General features: G+C 35.7%; 21 protein-coding genes and 3 pseudogenes. All 24 read right to left on the minus strand.

Annotated elements, in window-relative coordinates; genetic code table 11:
* Window positions 1-112: 112 nt before the first annotated feature.
* The 24 genes and pseudogenes from O0550_RS23465 to O0550_RS23580 all read right to left on the minus strand — a co-directional run bounded on the left by O0550_RS23465 (window position 113) and on the right by O0550_RS23580 (window position 17,895).
* Window positions 113-2,287: an AAA family ATPase gene (locus O0550_RS23465; RefSeq protein WP_258427343.1), complete on the minus strand. Its 2,175-nt coding sequence runs from the start codon at window positions 2,285-2,287 to the stop codon at window positions 113-115.
* Between the two features lie 125 nt (window positions 2,288-2,412).
* Complete coding sequence (locus tag O0550_RS23470) at window positions 2,413-2,889, minus strand: GNAT family N-acetyltransferase (RefSeq protein ID WP_258427344.1); 477 nt, start codon at window positions 2,887-2,889, stop codon at window positions 2,413-2,415.
* Between the two features lie 471 nt (window positions 2,890-3,360).
* On the minus strand, window positions 3,361-3,450 hold the full coding sequence (locus tag O0550_RS24585; protein WP_309304395.1) for an HNH endonuclease: 90 nt from the start codon (window positions 3,448-3,450) through the stop codon (window positions 3,361-3,363).
* Window positions 3,451-4,113: 663 nt separating this feature from the next.
* Window positions 4,114-5,226 (minus strand): annotated as a pseudogene (locus O0550_RS23480) (IS3 family transposase).
* A gap of 73 nt (window positions 5,227-5,299) precedes the next feature.
* Window positions 5,300-5,575 (minus strand): phage scaffolding protein, encoded by a 276-nt coding sequence (locus tag O0550_RS23485; RefSeq protein ID WP_276565106.1) that lies wholly within the window; start codon window positions 5,573-5,575, stop codon window positions 5,300-5,302.
* 493 nt (window positions 5,576-6,068) lie between these two features.
* Window positions 6,069-7,342, minus strand: a pseudogene (locus tag O0550_RS23490) (PBSX family phage terminase large subunit).
* Window positions 7,342-8,094 (minus strand): phage terminase small subunit, encoded by a 753-nt coding sequence (terS, locus tag O0550_RS23495; protein ID WP_258427345.1) that lies wholly within the window; start codon window positions 8,092-8,094, stop codon window positions 7,342-7,344. The pseudogene O0550_RS23490 and the gene terS overlap by 1 nt, the downstream one beginning before the upstream one ends.
* Before the next feature lie 86 nt (window positions 8,095-8,180).
* A complete protein-coding gene (locus O0550_RS23500) occupies window positions 8,181-8,582 on the minus strand; it encodes a hypothetical protein (RefSeq protein WP_258427346.1) in 402 nt (133 codons plus the stop codon).
* A gap of 119 nt (window positions 8,583-8,701) precedes the next feature.
* Window positions 8,702-8,959, minus strand: a complete 258-nt coding sequence (locus O0550_RS23505; RefSeq protein ID WP_258427347.1) for a hypothetical protein — start codon at window positions 8,957-8,959, stop codon at window positions 8,702-8,704.
* Window positions 8,960-9,023: 64 nt separating this feature from the next.
* Window positions 9,024-9,512, minus strand: coding sequence for a hypothetical protein (locus O0550_RS23510; RefSeq protein ID WP_258427348.1), 489 nt, complete (start codon window positions 9,510-9,512; stop codon window positions 9,024-9,026).
* A 147-nt stretch (window positions 9,513-9,659) separates the two neighbouring features.
* Window positions 9,660-9,824: a hypothetical protein gene (locus O0550_RS23515; protein ID WP_258427349.1), complete on the minus strand. Its 165-nt coding sequence runs from the start codon at window positions 9,822-9,824 to the stop codon at window positions 9,660-9,662.
* Between the two features lie 111 nt (window positions 9,825-9,935).
* Entirely contained in the window at window positions 9,936-10,220 is a 285-nt protein-coding gene (locus O0550_RS23520; RefSeq protein WP_258427350.1) for a hypothetical protein, read from the minus strand.
* Between the two features lie 8 nt (window positions 10,221-10,228).
* A complete protein-coding gene (locus tag O0550_RS23525) occupies window positions 10,229-10,381 on the minus strand; it encodes a hypothetical protein (protein ID WP_258427351.1) in 153 nt (50 codons plus the stop codon).
* A 90-nt stretch (window positions 10,382-10,471) separates the two neighbouring features.
* On the minus strand, window positions 10,472-10,660 hold the full coding sequence (locus tag O0550_RS23530; protein ID WP_258427362.1) for a hypothetical protein: 189 nt from the start codon (window positions 10,658-10,660) through the stop codon (window positions 10,472-10,474).
* Between the two features lie 460 nt (window positions 10,661-11,120).
* Window positions 11,121-11,423: pseudogene (locus tag O0550_RS23535) on the minus strand (helix-turn-helix domain-containing protein); the annotation flags it as partial.
* 455 nt (window positions 11,424-11,878) lie between these two features.
* Window positions 11,879-12,004 (minus strand): hypothetical protein, encoded by a 126-nt coding sequence (locus O0550_RS23540; protein WP_258427353.1) that lies wholly within the window; start codon window positions 12,002-12,004, stop codon window positions 11,879-11,881.
* A gap of 53 nt (window positions 12,005-12,057) precedes the next feature.
* Window positions 12,058-12,822 (minus strand): DUF1385 domain-containing protein, encoded by a 765-nt coding sequence (locus tag O0550_RS23545; protein ID WP_258427354.1) that lies wholly within the window; start codon window positions 12,820-12,822, stop codon window positions 12,058-12,060.
* Window positions 12,823-13,517: 695 nt separating this feature from the next.
* Window positions 13,518-14,087: a PDDEXK family nuclease gene (locus tag O0550_RS23550; protein ID WP_258427355.1), complete on the minus strand. Its 570-nt coding sequence runs from the start codon at window positions 14,085-14,087 to the stop codon at window positions 13,518-13,520.
* On the minus strand, window positions 14,084-14,251 hold the full coding sequence (locus O0550_RS23555; protein ID WP_258427356.1) for a hypothetical protein: 168 nt from the start codon (window positions 14,249-14,251) through the stop codon (window positions 14,084-14,086). The genes O0550_RS23550 and O0550_RS23555 overlap by 4 nt, the downstream gene beginning before the upstream one ends.
* 167 nt (window positions 14,252-14,418) lie before the next feature.
* Window positions 14,419-15,843: a helix-turn-helix domain-containing protein gene (locus tag O0550_RS23560; protein ID WP_258427357.1), complete on the minus strand. Its 1,425-nt coding sequence runs from the start codon at window positions 15,841-15,843 to the stop codon at window positions 14,419-14,421.
* Complete coding sequence (locus O0550_RS23565; RefSeq protein ID WP_258427358.1) at window positions 15,773-15,985, minus strand: hypothetical protein; 213 nt, start codon at window positions 15,983-15,985, stop codon at window positions 15,773-15,775. The genes O0550_RS23560 and O0550_RS23565 overlap by 71 nt, the downstream gene beginning before the upstream one ends.
* 12 nt (window positions 15,986-15,997) lie before the next feature.
* Window positions 15,998-16,153 carry an aspartyl-phosphate phosphatase Spo0E family protein gene (locus tag O0550_RS23570; protein WP_022586267.1) on the minus strand — a complete coding sequence of 52 codons (156 nt, stop codon included), beginning with the start codon at window positions 16,151-16,153 and terminating at the stop codon, window positions 15,998-16,000.
* A 280-nt stretch (window positions 16,154-16,433) separates the two neighbouring features.
* A complete protein-coding gene (locus O0550_RS23575; protein ID WP_258427359.1) occupies window positions 16,434-17,126 on the minus strand; it encodes a tetratricopeptide repeat protein in 693 nt (230 codons plus the stop codon).
* A 130-nt stretch (window positions 17,127-17,256) separates the two neighbouring features.
* Window positions 17,257-17,895: a recombinase family protein gene (locus O0550_RS23580; RefSeq protein ID WP_258427360.1), complete on the minus strand. Its 639-nt coding sequence runs from the start codon at window positions 17,893-17,895 to the stop codon at window positions 17,257-17,259.
* Between the last annotated feature and the right edge of the window lie 293 nt (window positions 17,896-18,188).

Genomic DNA, 18,188 nt, shown 5'->3' on the forward strand with positions numbered 1-18,188 from the left:
CACTGTTCTTTTAAAATCTTCATTGTATCTCTTGTTCGTTTTTTTGTGTTCCATCCGGACTCATCTCCTCTTGTTTTCATTGTAAGGACTTAACTAAGAGGTGTCCATGAAACTATACTAACTCCAGCCACTGTATAGGAGGACTTGTGTTATTACCCTGTAGAAATCTATTTATATTATTTATGCCGTATAGACCATCGTAATTTAAACAGAGAATAATTTGATCTTCTTTAGAATTATCAAATATCGAATCATCCAAGGCTACAGAATAATTACTTTTTACTAATGGTTCTAAAATTGCCATATCTATATTCCGCACTCTATTCCAAACATTTAGCAAATCTGGACTTGTAGTACGGTATGGCTTTGTTAATTCAAAGACAGATTTTGCTGATATGAATGACCGTGCAATACTAAACCAATTTCCAAATACAATTGATTCAATTTGGTAAATGTCTCCGACTAAAATCAATAATTTGTATGATGCTTTTTCAAGAATTTCCTTCATGTCCGTATTACTGACTGTGCTACATTCATCGATGATCAACAAATCACATATAGCATCAGAATCTTTTGTTGATAAAAACTTTCTAATAGTCTTAAAGGAGCAATTTGCAGCAGTTACTTTACGTCTTAGATTATCTACAGCTGGATTTGTGTTAGCTAAATATATTTTTTTCCTGTCATTGAAGAAATTCGATACATGGTTAATCAATGTAGATTTACCTGTTCCGGCAGAACCATAAATCAAAGCTACACGGGAGTTCACAAACATTTGCTTCAATGCGGATTTCTTCTCATCACAATCTATATTATAAGCAGATGACTGTAACCAAAATTCCACTGAATTTAAGTAGTTATTAATACCAGATGAAGATATCTCCCTAAGCTTTCTAATAATTTCAACGCTATCTTCAGCGTAACCATTGATATAGATGTGGTCTTTATAGTTTTCCAATCTTCGATGAGCATGTTTGTAATATAGAGCGTTATTATACTTCTGCAAAAGAGTGTCTATATTATCAAATCCTTCAATATTTTTTTTAGGAGTGAACAATACTCCATTCCTTTCAGTGTTGTTTTTAATTAACCGTGCAAGAAGTTCATGTTCTCGACCTGAAAGTTTTATACACTCCAACAAATCTAAGATTTTCGGATTGTGATTTCTCAGCGATGTATTGAACGGCATTTCATCAAACGGAATACAACCATAGCTCAAATTCAAATATGATAAATTCTTACAAGCCTGGTTCCAATGCTGCTGCTTTAAAACTTTATTATTTAATTTATGAAGCAAATATCTAATTACATTACTGCCAGGACGATTACCTAGTACCAGTTCACGACTTTTTTCTAAAGCGCCAAAAAAACGAAAATCCGTCACACTTCTAAATTTTTGATTTTTTACATAGTAGAAGTAGTCATCAGAAGAATCTATCAAGTCAACTAAACTTATACCCGTTTCCGTTAGGAAACGCAATAATTCACGATATTCTGTCGTGCCACCATTAATACGACGCTCCCCAACTATTTGAGCAAACCTATTAAGTTCGCATGGACGTATCGACACTTCCCATCCCTCAATAATCTGAATAGGCATTATCTTTCCCATTATATCAATAGTATCATTTCTTACCGAAAGCTTGACAGCATAATTGTGTGAAATTTCCAGTTTAGTAAACGCTATTACTCTATCGAATTTGCTTGCCTTATCATTAGCAACAGTGAAAGTCACCTCATAGTATATATAATGATTAACAAAAATCGGTTTTACTTTTTGAATATAGTACCTATCATTATAAGAACTTCTGGTTATATTTGATTTAGATTGATTTATTCTAGCAGCAATTTTTTCATAGTACTCCAATAGATTAGAATCAGTGTCAAGAGGGAAATTATCGATATTTTCTAGTACATCTAAATTATATGTATTTTTTAAAAAGACCTTTATTTTTAGCAAGTACTCGTAGTACTTTAACATGAGTCTTTCTGACTTTCCCTCATCAAGAGTATAGTGAGAAGCCGAAATCTGTAACAAGTTGTGAAATTTACTTAAAAATCTATACCTCCCTTTTGATTTTATATGTTCTAGAGCTTTCGATATATTGTTATATATAAGTTCAATATCGTTTCCAGCTCCATATATTTTCACTGCAATTGATTCAACGAAGTTTCTGAGCTGCGATAGAATGTTTTGGGACAAAAGCCCTCTTTCAGAGGCATCAAATCTAGCTATATTTTTGCATATACTTTCATTTATTACTAAAATATCTTCGTCGATTTTCATCAATGTATTCTCCTCCAATATGTTTATATAACTTTTCAGCAGCATCCTCTATTTACGTTACTATAATTAAACTATGCAAACAAAGTGCTAGACTGGCATTTATTTATGGAAGCTATCGATCTCCGTTAGTTCAATCTAAGCTCCATTTTTCTACTCTTCGTTGTCATTCCGATCAATTCATAAAATAAAATTGCAGAAGCATTTTTCTCCGATACCCCTAATTCAATACTATCAACCTTCAGACTTCCCCCGAAATCAATAACATATTGCATAAGTCTCTTTCCAACGCCCTTATTTCTGTACGTTTCGGAAACACACAAACTATTTACAAATAATATCTTTCTCGCATTCACAAATGAATTTTCAGTAATGTCTTCTTCTCTCGTCACAACTACTCCAATTATCTCTAAGCCTATGGTAGCCACAAAAATATGCTGTTTGACATCAATTAGCTGGCTTTCGAAGAATTCTTTCCCGACTGGAGTTGGGTTTTCTTTATACAAATCTGGTCTTTCAAAAACGTGTAGATCATGAACCTGCCTGAACAAAGGCAACAAAGACTCGTAGTCATTTTGATGAGCGTTTCGGATAGATACATCCATATTTCTCCCTCCCCGGTCGGTTAACGTATTTTACCACGCCTACTCTTAACCAAAATAGTTTTATTGAGCATTTTTGCCCGTTAGTTCAATAACTTGCAGTGAGTCTAACACTTATTTTCTATGTATACCTTTCATTTCTGAAAATCCATTTAGGGAATTTTTTTACGGAAGACTGCCACGCGGTCTAGAGGCGGTGCTGTGCAGGTTTTTGATACCCCCCTCTTCTCAATACCTCCATACAACTTTAAAGGATCATTTTACCCGGTATATTATTTTCGGGTTAGATTTTCAAGTGAAAACGATCCAAATGAATCAATTAATCAGTCCAGTCAGTTTTTATTTTTTTGCATCTAATAAATTATGGAAATGCTGTAGCCACTGCACCAGAGTCATTGAGCTTGAGTCATCCCTAATCTTAACCATATTCAACCACCGTCTATCCTTTGTCGGTGGTTGAACCTTTTTAAAGTATCATCTCCAAGAGCCTCTATCTTCTCTAGCAGTCTTTCTGTTATGACACTGCTCACACAATGGTTGCCAATTGTTCCGATCCCAAAACAACGTCTTATCTCCCTTGTGTGGAATGATATGGTCAACTACTGTAGCACCAGTGAGTACCCCTTTATCAAAGTAATGTTTGCAGAGTGGATGCTTTCTTAAAAATCCTATTCTTGCTTTTCTCCATTTGGCATCTTAGCCACGTTGGTTAGATGATCCGCGTTCTCGGTCATACTGCTGTACTTGTTTCTTTTGATGCAAAGCTTCTCTTGATAGTGTTGGGCATCTGGAATGTAAACAAGTCTTTAATGGTTTGCTAGGCATTGTTTCACTTTCCTTTTTTAATAGAAAAAATATCTATCAAAATGACCTATAGACATATTTCTTTTCTTTTGTGTACTTATTGCATACATCATGCAGCAGAAACTAGAGTTACTGTTGCAGAAATAAAGGTTATTGCTTACGGAAACCCAACCGGTTAAAATTCTAATTTTCAGAAAATTAGTTATTGTAAACAAAAACCCCTATTAATGTTACAGAAACTACAGTTCAAACAGAGTTATTGCGACATGATGTAAACAATATGTACAAAAGAAAAAAGCACCACATTGTGGTATTATCCCCTTTGAGTAGACAGTGTAAAAAGCCCGCCCACGGTGGGGACGGGACTGACCCCCGTTTGTAGGACAGGGATCAAAACACCTTACACGTTTAAGCAGCTAGTCGTCAGAATTCCACCGGCAACTGGTTGTTTAGTTTTGTTTGAATGCGAATTGAGTTATAGTAAGAGATATATTCTCGAACGGTCTGTTCAACGATTGCCGCCGTTGTACAGGTTAACCCTTCGAGGATGAACGTTTCCGACTTGAGGCAGGCGTGAAACGATTCAATCGGTGCATTATCAACAGGTGTTCCCTTCCGGGACATACTCATGGTAATGCCTCTTTCCTTTACAGCTAATTGATAAGCCGACGATGTATAGACGCAACATGCATTGCTCCAGTAGTGGAAGTTGCTGCAACGTATCTAAAACCAAGGTAGTATCTTGCGTGTCTCCAATATTGTAGGCGATGATCTCGCCATTGTATAAGCTCATGATACTGGATAAGTACAACATTTTTCCGCCGTAAGGCAGGTAAGTAATGTCTGTGACCAGCTTCTGTAGCGGATGATTCGCCTGAAAATCCCGTTTCAAAAGATGATCCGCAACCTGTATCGGTTGTCCGATTCTCTTTCGCTTTTTTACTTTGACTCGACATTGCAATCCTTCTTCTCTCATAATTCGTTGCACTCGCTTATGATTAATTTGCATCACTCGTCGCAAAAGTGCAGTGATTTTACGGTATCCATAACGAAAGCGATGTTCCTGACACAATCTTCGGATATGGGAAACCAAAGGATTCAGAACCTGTACGTCTACTTGTTTTCTCCATCGATAGTACGTAGAGCGAGGAATTCCGAGCCACTGGCATGCTAATTGCGTAGATACTTCTCCCTTTATCTCGTTCATCCATTGAACTACTACTTCTGGTGACACCTCCTTTCCCACTCCCTGTACTTTTTTAAAACATCAAGTTGTTGTTTTAAGAACCTATTTTCTTGTTTCAATTTCTCCAGCTCTGAGGTAAATTCCGCCCCTTTCCCATACGTGTACTGTTTACCTACAGGCTGCTCAAAACGATGTGTCTCGCCATTTCTGTACCATCGCATCCATGTTTTAAGTTGTGTTTTGTTTTTAATACAAAGCTGATCCATCACTTCTTTCACGGGGATACCAGCCAATCTCATCTCAACAGCCTTCATCTTAATTTCCATAGGGTAACTCACTCTCGTTGCCAAAGAAAAAACACCTCCAGGTTACTTCCATATCTTACGACATGGTTGCATTCTCTTGAAGGTGTTTTGATTTGTCTCACGTTATGGGGTCATTCCGCAACGCCTTAACTTGATCATCAAGACCGCCTTCTAATGTACCGTCTTCATTGATCTCAATTTTTGATTTATCTAGTAGCCTCGCAATTAGATCAGGGTCATGTGCTTCGCCTGTTAAGGCAAGCTTGATAGCTGTAGCCACTTGCATATCTTTGATCTTTTCTTGATATTGCTCATCTTTCGTCTTGTTATCGTTTTGTAGGATCTCGATCTGCTTTTTCAAGTCCTCGTTGTCACCAATTTTTTTAAAACTCAGTCAATTTCTTCCCACTCGTCTACTTCTCGTTAGATAAACTCTTCTAATTTAATTAATCCGATCTGTTTCAGTAAAGATCATAAAACCTCCTTTATTTGTAGGACTATCTATCTAATTGTTGAATCCATTTGTTAGAAGAACATGAATTTCGCACATTCAAGTTCTTTTTATAAACCAATGGAAAGGAATAAAAATATGGATAAAATTAAGTTTAGTGTTTAAGAATTGGACAAAATATTGTTGCAGTACATAAACCCTGATGCAGTAGTATCCGGCCATAATATTCGATTGGCAATCGCAACTGATAGAAGAAAATAATAGGAAACTACAAGAAGACATCGCAAAACTTATTCAAAAATAAAGTACTTGTTTCAACTTCCTTCCAAGTTATACCGAAAATTCTCTGGGTCGCCCCATGTAATAAGTTTATTGTCAGCCGTTACTTCCGTGACAGCTTTTATCTTATTCTCATCCATCTTCTCCTATCTCCTTTCTAGTCAAATGAAACTGATCCACCTTTTAAATCTGATACCTCGTAATCATCGAGCGCATACCAAATAGCCGATAACGTATGAGGGTCAGTGGTGAACTCATCTTCGAGTATTTCCCCTTGTTTATCGACTGCAAATGTTAACCCTTTCAATTCCTCTATGGTGTTTGGGCATGATCAGAACAGATGATCTTTTTAAAACGTTTGATCTTCTTTGTGTACTGTTCACGGGAGCCTTGGAACTTTTTAGCTGCCCTCATGTTGAATCCTTTTTGACGGAAGAAACTAATAGTTTTCGGCTCGGCGCTATCAACCTTGATAAACTCACCAGAACGTCTAAACTCATCTATTTCCTCTGCCGTCTTATTATCTGTCTTTTTATTTTTGTAATACTCCCAGTAGATATAAAGGATCTTCTCTCCATGATCCACTGCAAGCCGTAATAACGCATTGTAGGATGTTTGAAACCCAAAGTCCATCCCTGCACGCAAGATAGGTCTTCTAATCCTCTCGATAGCCTGCATAACTTCGCTGTGTGGACGCGATTGAAACTGAGGGAATACAACTACACCATTCACACCAAACTCCCCTTTACGAGCGATTCTGTGTAAATCAGGGTCATGTATTTTCAACTCATCTAACTGCTCAATATAACTGGCTGGCAGAAATAAGTTATCATCAGCAGTTGAGTGATGATAATACGTGTCTTTTACAACCAATACCCTTTCCTTGTATAAATCTTTGTCATCAAGGATAAAATGTTTTGCTTTGGAGTTCTTGAAAAAGTGTTTGAAACACCAATTGGATGTGCTTACTGGATTCGTTGACAAGATCATGTGTAATTTCAACGTTGGGTGTCTAAGCCGCCCTAACAACTCTTTAAACCCGTCATATTTAACTTCTGAACACTCTTCAATCCAGATAATTGAGACATTATGAATGGATTTCAATTTAGCAGGCTTGTCCATTCCTTTGAATATGATCTTGCTGCCGTTAGGAAAACGAATCTGCATAGGGGATGTTACAAACCTTATCTTTTCATCAAGTCCTAGCTCTATAACGATATCCTCAAATAATGTGAAACAAGAGTCTCTAATAGTATCGTAGACCTCACGGATAACTAGTGCAGTTCGTTTTTCTTCTAAAAGCTTCAGAATTAGCTTTAAGGCCACATGATAGCTCTTAGATGAACCATACCCTCCTACCAGAAAATAAAACTTGTGATCCCAGTTGAACAAAAACTCCTCAAAGTGCGGATTAACCTCTTTTTCAACCATTAACCCTCACCCTTTCTCTTGATGAGGATTTCAATAGGCTTATCATCATCTTTGGAAGTCTTTTGTTCCAGGACAGCTATTTCACCTTTCAACTTCTCAACACGCAAGCGTTGTTCTTCGGTCACCAGTGAGCTGCTAAGCATCTCTTCATAGCGTTTAATCAAGCCTTGTAGAGTTGCCATAGCCCTTGATTGAGCGTTTAGAAATGTAGCATGACGATCCCAAGAAAATTGAAATTCATACTCTTCTTTAGTAACCACCTGCTCGAAGGATGCTTTTTCCTTCGTACTAGTGTCCACGATGTCGAACTTCCTTTTCTTGATTTCTTTAATCATTTCTTCTTTATCCTCTACGAACATTATCCTTTGCGCTCGTATGATAGCTGTGTACTGAATCATGATGTTTTCCCACAACATATCCAGAGGAGATTTAGATTCAATCTCTTCTATAATCTCAGCTAAATCATCAGGGAAGTATTTACGAAAAAAGCCGTGGCTTACCGCGTTGCTGTTCCTCTTGGGTGCAGCTCCTCCACGATTGCCTACGGCGTTTTTATTCCCTTCTGGCGCCCCTACTCGTTTGGTAACGTTACTATTGAGTTTTGATTCCCATTGGTCTTGATTTTTCCACTTACGTATTTGTGAATCACTTACCCCAAGTTGTTCCGCAATGTCTTTCAAAAGCATGTTTCCGCCACTTTCGAGATACATTGTTTCGGCTTTTTCTCTATTTGGACTTCTTGATCTAGCCATTACATAATCACCACCACCTATTGAGTTTGTTTTGCAAAAAAAGGATTTAGCTTAGTCACTAGACTCAGCTAAATCCCTTATTTTAATTAATTAAAATATATAACCCCTTTAATTTCAGGATATCCGTAATGATGCTTTGCTTTTATCGTGTATGTCCCTGCCTTAAGATTCGGCCATTTCTTACTATTGCTTCCGTGGTAATCTCCACTTTTCAGTTCAGCTATTTCTTTTCCATTCGCCAATAGTTTTACTGTTCCATTGCTTACCTCACCACTAAAACTTAAACCACCTGTAGTTTTTACTGTTACTAATTCCACTTCCCCAGAAGTAATAACTCCACTATTAACCCAACGGTCACCAGCTGCCATTACTTGAAGTCCTGTGGTCTCCGCATTCTTAGTTTCAATTGTGTTAGTTGCCAAAACAGGCGAAACAACAACGGAACACATTAAAGCAGTAGAACAGAGAGTTGTGAGAACTTTTTTCATAAGTATTTTCCCCTTTCAACTTATTAAATACATTATTATGGTAATATGGAAAAAAATGTTTAACAATACGTTTTTATTTTGCCGGAATATAACAGCAATTTTTTAATATAATTACCGAATTACAGTCCATACTTTCTGCCACTCACTTCAAGAGACTTGGTAATTTCATCATTTATCCGATCCAACGTTTGGGTAGAAACCGCATCTACACATTGAGCATTCGTTACATTGAAAGCCGGTGATAATGTTACTGTATTCCTTTTGCTCGTACATTTATTTAACTTCTCAAGTGCTGTCACAACATCTTCAATTGCTTTTGTAAGCTCCTTTAACTCCTCAATTCCATTAACTTTAACTGTGAATGAAGTAGATGCCATGTTAATCACCCTTTCATGAAAAAAAGCTACCCAGTTATCGAGTAGCTCTATTCCTTTATTGAGTTTAATTTATATACTCTGTATATACATTGTAATCATGTCTACCATCATCATAGTTTATTATCGAAATATCGACACATATATAGTATTTTTTTCCTGCTTCAACATCAAATTGTAAAACATCTCCTGGATCTTTTGTGCTTACTATCCTACTTAAGGGTTTTCTCCCTTCTCTCCATTTTTCATGCACTTCTACTCTAAAAACATTTTTATACCCTTTACTATAAGCAAAGACTAAACTAACTTTACCCGATCGCGTAGGGGTAAATGTATACCAGTCCTGACTATCATCATTCCGACCTAATTTTCCGTCAATTTGCCCACCTATCATATACGGATTAGCTTGTTCCCAGGTATCATTTGGTTCACGATCATAGAATATTGCTGCTAACGGTTTTACTTCTGTTTCTTTAATTTTTTCTGTAGCCAATGCGGATGAGGAAATACTTGTAACTAGAGCTAATGTTAAAAGACTAAAAATTACTTTTTTCAATTAAAGCACCTCCAAGTATTTTATATGTAAATATATACCAAATATATACTTTTTTACAATATTTTGCAATGTATTGATATTTTTTAATATACTTTAATTTTCGTATCTTTCATGCATCAATCTACAACATTTGATGGATATAGGTAGCTACTGTGTTTGATTAAGTCTTTGCTCTAGCTTTAATTTAAGATCGTAATGACCTGAATCATCCTCAAAAGTTGCAAATTCGTAGTTTTGATAATCAAGAGCGCTAATGATTAATTCAATTTCTTTATCACTTAAAGAAACGATTTTCAATTCAGCACCTCCCATCGTTTTACCCTTCTACATATAGGTGGCTTTTGCATGACAAAAAAGCCACTCATCAAGAGTGACTTCTTTTTTATGAAACATTTTTAAAGCAACGTTTTTTAAATGGCTTTCTTAATATTCAACATATCCAAAACCGTGAATCGGAAAATCAGAGTTGTTTATAATATGGATATAGTAACTCCCAGAGGGAAGATTGGGAAACGTTATCTTGAAATCTCCTTCAATTGTAATTTGCGCATATACCTCCTTAACGGATACTTCTCCATTAGGATTCATAAGCTTGTATGTTACCTTGGGGTACCCATCTCTCTTGCCATCCCCCCTCCATTGAAGAAGTGTTAAAGTAACATCAGTTGTTGAACCCACCCAAAATTCTTTTGTTTTTGTTTCCCTCATAAGACGGTTCAACTCATTCTTAATTCTTGTGTTGATGCAGTTTGAAGACTAACGCTCTTAGGTTTAACCTGCTGATTTTCACTTACTGATACGCCAACAGAAAAAGTCGATAATCCAGCTACTAGAACCATAGCTACTGCTGTAGGTTTGAATAGTTTCACTACATTCAACTCCTGTTATTTTTTGTAATATATGTATTATATTATAAAAAATTAAAAATATTTTGAATAGTTTTTGGAACTTATATCTATTTATTCAAAAAATAAAAAATATACGATTCTTTTATGATCAAAAAAGCCTATCCGACAAGGAATAGGCTTGAAACTACACGATTTGCAATTTTTTTTTGCGCGTATTGCCAGTGTTTGAACACTACTTCTCGAAATACACAAAAATCTAGCCGTTTCCTCAAATGAAAATCCTTCACCGTGAGTTAGAATATAGCACTCTTTTTCTCTTGGTGATAAGCAGCATAACGCGTCCTCTTTATGTTTAGCATAAGTTTGTCAGATCGGTTCTCGCTCTCTCTATTTATCGGTTATCCCTTCCTATCATTTCATTTAACGGTTGAATTGCATCTTCCACAGGAAAGCCAATGTGAAGCAGAAATAATCCGTTCCTCCAGCTCATCGTGAGATATGTCGACCATAAACATTCCATGGAAAGCAAATTCCCTCCGGATATTTCAATTAATTTGAATTCTTGGATATCCGAAGTATGGATGAGCTTGGTGGATCGCTATTAGATGTTCCTTCAGATTTTGATTCTGCTCTTGTCTCAATGATGGTTTTCCTTTTGCGTTGAGCCATTTGTAGTAACCGAATAGAGACACTCTCGCAATTTCCACTAACCAAGTAAGGGGATATTTTTTACGCAGCTCATTTATGATTAAAAACCGATTTACTTTCCATACCTTCCCCTTAGGTGCAGATTCGGATTGCGCTTTTTTAGGTTTTCTGCCTGCGCTTTAAGATAATCTCTTTCTTCTTCCACAGTAGCAAATTTGGTGCGTGGACGACCAATAAAAGGGTGGTCATCAGAACGGCTCTTCCCTCGTTTATCCATAATCCCTTCTCCGCTATTGAACTTTCGAGCCCACTGCTTAACCTGAGTTGAACTTGGTATTCCTAATGCTTTAGTTATCGCTTTATAGGACATCCTTCTTTCTTGATACAAATTTACAGCCTTCAGCTTAAACTCCTCGGAATAACGTTTGAATTTCTAACCTTTTTTATCCATAGGAAAATCCCCTCCAAGTAGAGTGTACAACCCACCGTCAGATGGGCGGGCTTTTTACACTGTCTACTCAAAGGGGATAATACCAGGTTACTTTTAGTTTATCATACCGACCTTGATAGGTAAGTCACATAATAATAGGAAAAGTCCAATGAAAATCTTATTACTACTGTCAGCCCAAGGGCTTCTTCTAAATAAAGCATCTAAATCCATGAGTGGTTTTATTAGATCAGGTAAGCAGCTATTATTCTATACTCTTGATAGGTTTCGAATATTTTAAATGATACGTAGACATCGTCAGTTTCGTTAACACCGTTCTACAAGCAATTTTGTAGGGTCAATAGCTTCTCCCGCCTCGTTTACAATAAAACAGTGCCGTACCATAATATTCTTAACACTTGGCATATAGCCATAAGCTACCTTCAATAAATTTGCAAAGCAGCGTAAAAGACATTTGAGTAGCGCTGCTTCATCTCCATCTGATCGGCACTCACATTATATACATGATCAAACTCATCCCAGTTAAGCTTATGTTTAATAATCTCCAAATTAATTACCTCCATTACGGTGTAAATGCATATGCTTTTTCAGCCCGGTTGAGTTAGTCATCAAGTGACTTTAACGCAAGAATTGCTATTTCAATTTGTTTGTCAGTTGGGTCGGCAGTAGAAAAATACTTTTGAACAAAACCACCAAAATTCATGAATAAACGTGAAAGAATGTTGTTCTGTAAACGAAAAATCTCATAACTTAATGATAAACTCAATAACAGATTCAAAAGTGGCATGTATGGAAACAAAATCATTAATAAGAGTAATACCACTACCAATATGGTTATAAGATTAGTGCCACAATCATCGGATATTCGACTCATCTTCCTCACATTCTCAATTGTCAAATCTATACCAGCACTAAAAGCGTTATAGACCATATGTTCAGCACCATGATATCTAGACAGCCTACTAAATCTTATTACTGCCAGACTAATAATTAATACAAGCAATATGACTGACATAGTTAATGATATAATAAGGGGCGCGGGAATTATTATCTTAGCTTCTGGAAGGAACTGAGGAAACCATTTAATTACAATAAACATACTAACAAACAGACTGGCAAACAGACTATAGAATATACGCAATTTCTTTTTTACTAATATCATCTGACCTATAATAACTACCCCTCTAATAAAAGGGATTTTTTCAAAAAAACGCAGAAATTGGACTCTTCGCTCATTTCTCTTTTTACATTCTATTTCTATAGTCCCATTTGGGGATAGTGTAGCTTTTGAAACATGGCTGTCACTATAAAAACTGACACCATTCATGCTTGCACTTCCCCCATTTATGTCTGATGGTAACAACATTTATCAAACCTCACTCTTATTAGATATGGAATGTAGTATGAAGATAGTCACTACTACAACTACTGATGGGAATGAAAGGAATGTGTAATATCAAGTTGAGGTAGCTATAATGAAATAGGTTGTAAGTGAACTTAATATAATGAAAAAAAACTCCCTCTGTTAAAAATACTTTTTCCCAGTTGTAAGTAATTATGATATTAATTTCTTTTTTAAGTAATTATAGAGGTCATCGAACCTTATTATTAAGGCATAAATTAACGCTAATACTACAATTCCCATTGATGAAATAGAAATTCCAGAATACATATTTTCTAAAAAAGATACTGAGAAGTAGTAAAGTACGAATGATACTACAGTTTCTAAAAGTCTTAATTTTATGCCATTTGCAACCGATTTTGTATTGATCATAGAAGTGATAAAGCTGGATAAAAAAGATGGTATTATCAAGAGATACACAATTGTCGAAAAAGCAATCGCGGAAAAAAAGGATTCAATTCTAATTTCAAATATCAAAGACATGAAATATAAAAATAGAGTATGGATTAAGGTGCCAGCCATGACACCACATACGACTATTCCAAGAATGTAAAAGAAAACAGAAGCATTTAACCAAGGGTACCTCTTCATTTTCATCTCACCTTTCTTGATATAATTTAATCATAACCTAGACCAATTTTGATCTAGGTTATGATTAATTATATGAACCAGAAGATGATATCAGTAATATCCTTTGCTACATCCTCTGGCACGTTAAATCTCTTTAACGCTTTTATCAAGGCCTTTTTGGTACCCGTTTCCAGCATTTCGCAAGCATCTGCGATTTCTCTTGAGTATTTCCGTATTAAATCTGCTTTAGATTTACTCCACAAGCCTATAGTCTTCTCAAGTACCCATCCACCAGCTCTTACGATTTTACCGAAACCTTTAATGGCTTTAAGAGTAGCACTTACAACTTTTTGCTCTTTGACGATACCTTTAGAAGTTCCTATAGGTATAATTTTTTTGTTCTTCAAGTCTAAATAAACATTTGCTTCAATTAGGACGAGTCTAAAGTTTACTGGGTCATAAACTGTCTTACCAGAGTCATCAACATACCATCCTGTTTCATGGTCAAAGTGCATATTGTATTGGCTTGGATCGTAATATTTTGTATCTTTCACAACATTTGTATTAGCAGAAGAAGCTGTGACAACAGAAGTAAATGTCAAGGATAAGCACGTAACTGAAAGTAGAGACAATATCCCCTTTTTTAGCTTTAAATTCAAACCATATCACCATCCAAATTTTTTGGTTTATTGTTTTGGTTTGTTATTTTCTTGTTGATCAAAACTTTTCTGGCTTCATTCTTAAGTTGAATTCTCCGTTCTCCCCATTCTTGCTTCTTATTTTCTTGTAAGAACTTTTTCTTTTCTGATCCCCACAAATTCATAAATAACACTCCAGGCTTAGATGCTTCATGAATAGTTGAAAAACGGCTGTTTCAAAAGGATTTTATGGTTTTTCGACAAATATTCATGAAGCTTTATCTAACTTCTACATTAAATTCCCTGAGAAATTCTGTAAATCGTAATCGTTTTGTGCTAAGATAAATGTGTGTTAATGTTTCACAATTGGACGTTCCTCACTGAGCGGGTGAGAACGTCCTTTTAATGTTCCATCATTCATCACCTCCTCCAAGGCTATCTTATAGTCTCTTTCTTGTTGAGATGATGCGTGGTCTCTATATGCTTCAAAAAGTGCCACACATTTTATGAATTCCTTACTTTTATTCAAGATAGAAGATAAAGTGAGACACCTTAATGCTTCTGTTATCCCGTTCTGATAACGTTTATTTTTGAACTGGTAAATAGTTAACTGGTACCTAAATTCTAGTTGATGATCTAAATTGGTTGATTCATGATATCTATTAAAAGAGTCTATTTCGTTTGAAAACTCATCTAAGGTAGCGTCTACAGTAAATCCATGTTTATTGGCTGCTTCTAAAATTGCTACTAAACCAGATAGAATTCCTTCTGGATGGTCTTTTAGATATTTCGTGTAGTCATCTAACAGGTTTGTGTTTCCTATAAGCATATCCAGTCTAAATGCATACTCTAATCCAAAATGTTTATACTTTTCCACCTCTACTCGCTCCGTTTCATCAAGTAGCTCAAACCATTTAAGATCGGTGCAGTAGCCGACAAATACTTTAGCTTGTTCGTACAACCCCTGTTTTTCGAGAGAAATAGCTTTTAACAGATACCCTTGTCCATAATATGCGACTAAGTTGTTCTCTAGTTTAAATACTTTAGTTGTTTTGTTTTTGTTTCTTCTTTCCTCGTATAATTGATCATAGATTGAATCAGCTTGCTCCAATAATTTATCTGCATATCTACCAACTTCTGTCCATCTATGCAGTACCTTATAGCAACCAGCTAGTTTTAAAAGAGCGTCAAGTTGTTGTCCCTCCTCTAGTCTCTTCCAATATGGTTCAAAGTTAATAACAGACCTCAATACTGCCTCAGTATTAATTTTTTCGGACACACTGAAAAGACGGTAGTGACTCAAAAGAAATCGTTCTTTCCTGCTAGGTATTTCGTTATCAACCACTAACTGGTAAAAATAAGCGGATTCCTTCTTTCTACCTCTACGGAATAATCTCTCTGCTACAAAAAAAAAGATGTCAATGGCTTTATTGGAGGCTAATAGCCTGTCAACTACTGACTGGATATAATCTTTTCTGTCTATCTCCGCACACTGGATTAAATAATTCTTGACTCTTCTAATAGAAACTTTCCCGTCTGGAAAGCATTCATCAATATACAAGTCATACAGCCATCCAACCGGCTGTCCAAAGACTTTCCCAATCGAGTCGAGTTGATCGACTGTTAAGTCCCTTTCTCCCTTCAAGAATCCACATAAGTGCCCGACATTGATATTAGTCATTTCACTGAGTTTACTAAGCGTATAGTTATATGATTTTAGATGGTATTTGATTTCTATCTGTATTGGGCGTAGTGCATGAAGATTTGTAATAGCCATGTATAAACGCTCCTGTTTGATTTTTATTTTTGGTATCGTCCCTTATAAACCATTTATTTTTCAGTACTTCTAATTTATCTTCTTTTTTACCTTTTTGAAGATTAATACAAACAATAGGGTCTTGACCACCCCATACCAGCATTATATATGCCTCCTAAAGACCAATTTTACATTTTTGGATTACAACAATGTATTCGTCTAGTTGTTGACTCAACTGTAGTATTGCTGGACTTGAAAACGAACCTTCTGTGTCATATAGATCAACTAATTGCTGCTGAAGGTTTTCAACCGTTTGTTGTAAATCATTCATTAATAAGAAACAAAGGCTAATAACAACCACCTCCCAGCTCCCTTTTATGTATTATTTTACCAATAGTTACGTGAAATAACAGAATACAAAAAAAACGAAACGTTTGATAAATTACGACAAGATTCTACAATTTTTTCAAAAAAAAAAAGAACACTGATAACAGTGTTCTTTAAACATAGAAATGAATATTTAATGGCCGGGATCATCGTGATTTGCTTTAGCACTACTGTAGAATACATGATTTTCAGAGTTACTGAAAATTGCGACAGCGAAAAGAGAGCTACATATTACCAGTGAAGCAGTCATCAATACGGTTAAACGTTTCTTCATTTTTATCTCTCCTCCCATCACCATTATTTACTATATTATACACTTCTTTCATCTTTTTCAAAAGACCTAAATTCATTTCTTTACCTTGTTCGCACAAATGACCATAAATCATTTCAGAACATTCCATGATTCCAATACGATCGTTAATGTTGCTGTAAAAATCCATCCCTTTTATATATGCTTCGATTCCTTCATTAAATAAGCCGCTTTTTACTAAAAAGATCCCTTTGTTCATAAAGTATTTACCCAGCTCTGAATACTTATAGGGAGTATAAATTTTAACCGAAGTATTTTTTATTTCTTGTTTGAAGATAGTTTTGAGAGAGTCCGAGTCATCAATTTTCAACAAGGCCTCTATTAGATCATTTATTCTGTGAAGTCGATCTTCTTTTGATGCTTCTTCTACACAATCCTTCAATAAAGAAATAGCTTCATTATGCTGTCCAGTTTTGAAAAGAATAATTGCACGAAAATATTTAACTTTTTCTATTATGAGGTTGTAACCTAGTTTTATATATACATCAAGGGATTGTTCTAACTCTGTATATCTACCCATCCTTGAGTTAGAATTCAAAATAGCTAATGCAACACGTTCTTTTATCTCATTGCTTGTTGCATCTTCGGCAGACCTACAATCCCACAAGACATTCCCATTTATATATACACTCCTTATTTTCCGAAATAGAACATGCTCTTTAGTATAAAGACTTAGAGATTATAATACAATCACACAGTTTCTAATCTTTAATAGAAATGGTTCCCACAACTATACTTTATATTGTATTTTCATATTCCTTTAATACCTTATAAAAAGTCGTCCTTTTTAAATCGAGTTCCTTCATAAACTTTACAGCAGTTATAGTACCACTTTTCCATTGAGGATATAGCGTTTCGAATTTCATACGTTGTTCTTTTGATAGTGTATCTAAGGAGAGCTTTGGTCTTCCTAGTCGAACACCTTTCTCCCTAGCAACTGCAATACCCTCAGCTTGACGTTGTTTGATTTTTTTACGTTCTTGTTCAGCTACATAGGCAAGCAGCGAAAGAAACTGATCTTCCATTAATTTACCCATGTCACCCATTGCTTTGAACTTACTACTATCGAATAGTGATGCGTTTTCCAAAACAATAATATCTGCATTCAGTGTACGTGTGATTTCTTTCCACTCACTTACGATACCGTCATAATCCCTGCCTAAGCGGTCTAGTGCATCTACATAAATGGTATCGCCTGCTCTAATTACTTTTTTCATTGCAAGATAACCAGGACGATCAAAGTCTTTTCCACTTTGCTTGTCAATGAAGAGAAACCGATCATCAACACCAAGCTCTTTGATCTTCTTTATTTGACGATCCAAGTTTTGCTCCTTAGTTGATACGCGAACATACCCAAGTTTAACTCCTGCACCCATATTAGAAATCCTCCTACACTATCAATTAGGTAAATTATACCGCATGATAGTTTGTAAAAGTGGGTGATTTACAGCGGACGTCTGCAAACTATTTTATGTACTTTTATGAACGAAATTAAACAGCATATCTGGAACAGCCATAATGTATACTTTCCCGAACGTTTTCGCAAAAGAAAAAATCGTTTCCTTATTTCTTTAGGAGACGATTTTTTTCATTTTATTTCATCCTTGTATTTTTTCTAAACTAATACCACGCTTTTCCCTAACATCACTGAACTGTTACCAAGGGGCTC

The organism is Brevibacillus halotolerans (assembly GCF_026891775.1).
Classification (GTDB): domain Bacteria; phylum Bacillota; class Bacilli; order Brevibacillales; family Brevibacillaceae; genus Brevibacillus_B; species Brevibacillus_B halotolerans.

Bases quoted from the DNA above. Each gene is read 5' to 3' on its own strand.
- O0550_RS23515 (WP_258427349.1), bottom strand. From the start codon at position 9,824: ATGGGAGGTGCTGAATTGAAAATCGTTTCTTTAAGTGATAAAGAAATT.
- terS (WP_258427345.1), bottom strand. From the start codon at position 8,094: ATGGCTAGATCAAGAAGTCCAAATAGAGAAAAAGCCGAAACAATGTAT.
- O0550_RS23500 (WP_258427346.1), bottom strand. From the start codon at position 8,582: ATGAAAAAAGTTCTCACAACTCTCTGTTCTACTGCTTTAATGTGTTCC.
- O0550_RS23570 (WP_022586267.1), bottom strand. From the start codon at position 16,153: ATGAATGATTTACAACAAACGGTTGAAAACCTTCAGCAGCAATTAGTT.
- O0550_RS23560 (WP_258427357.1), bottom strand. From the start codon at position 15,843: ATGGCTATTACAAATCTTCATGCACTACGCCCAATACAGATAGAAATC.
- O0550_RS23465 (WP_258427343.1), bottom strand. From the start codon at position 2,287: ATGAAAATCGACGAAGATATTTTAGTAATAAATGAAAGTATATGCAAA.
- O0550_RS23555 (WP_258427356.1), bottom strand. From the start codon at position 14,251: ATGAATTTGTGGGGATCAGAAAAGAAAAAGTTCTTACAAGAAAATAAG.
- O0550_RS23545 (WP_258427354.1), bottom strand. From the start codon at position 12,822: ATGTTGTTACCATCAGACATAAATGGGGGAAGTGCAAGCATGAATGGT.
- O0550_RS23565 (WP_258427358.1), bottom strand. From the start codon at position 15,985: ATGCTGGTATGGGGTGGTCAAGACCCTATTGTTTGTATTAATCTTCAA.
- O0550_RS23505 (WP_258427347.1), bottom strand. From the start codon at position 8,959: ATGGCATCTACTTCATTCACAGTTAAAGTTAATGGAATTGAGGAGTTA.
- O0550_RS23580 (WP_258427360.1), bottom strand. From the start codon at position 17,895: ATGGGTGCAGGAGTTAAACTTGGGTATGTTCGCGTATCAACTAAGGAG.
- O0550_RS23470 (WP_258427344.1), bottom strand. From the start codon at position 2,889: ATGGATGTATCTATCCGAAACGCTCATCAAAATGACTACGAGTCTTTG.
- O0550_RS23520 (WP_258427350.1), bottom strand. From the start codon at position 10,220: ATGAGGGAAACAAAAACAAAAGAATTTTGGGTGGGTTCAACAACTGAT.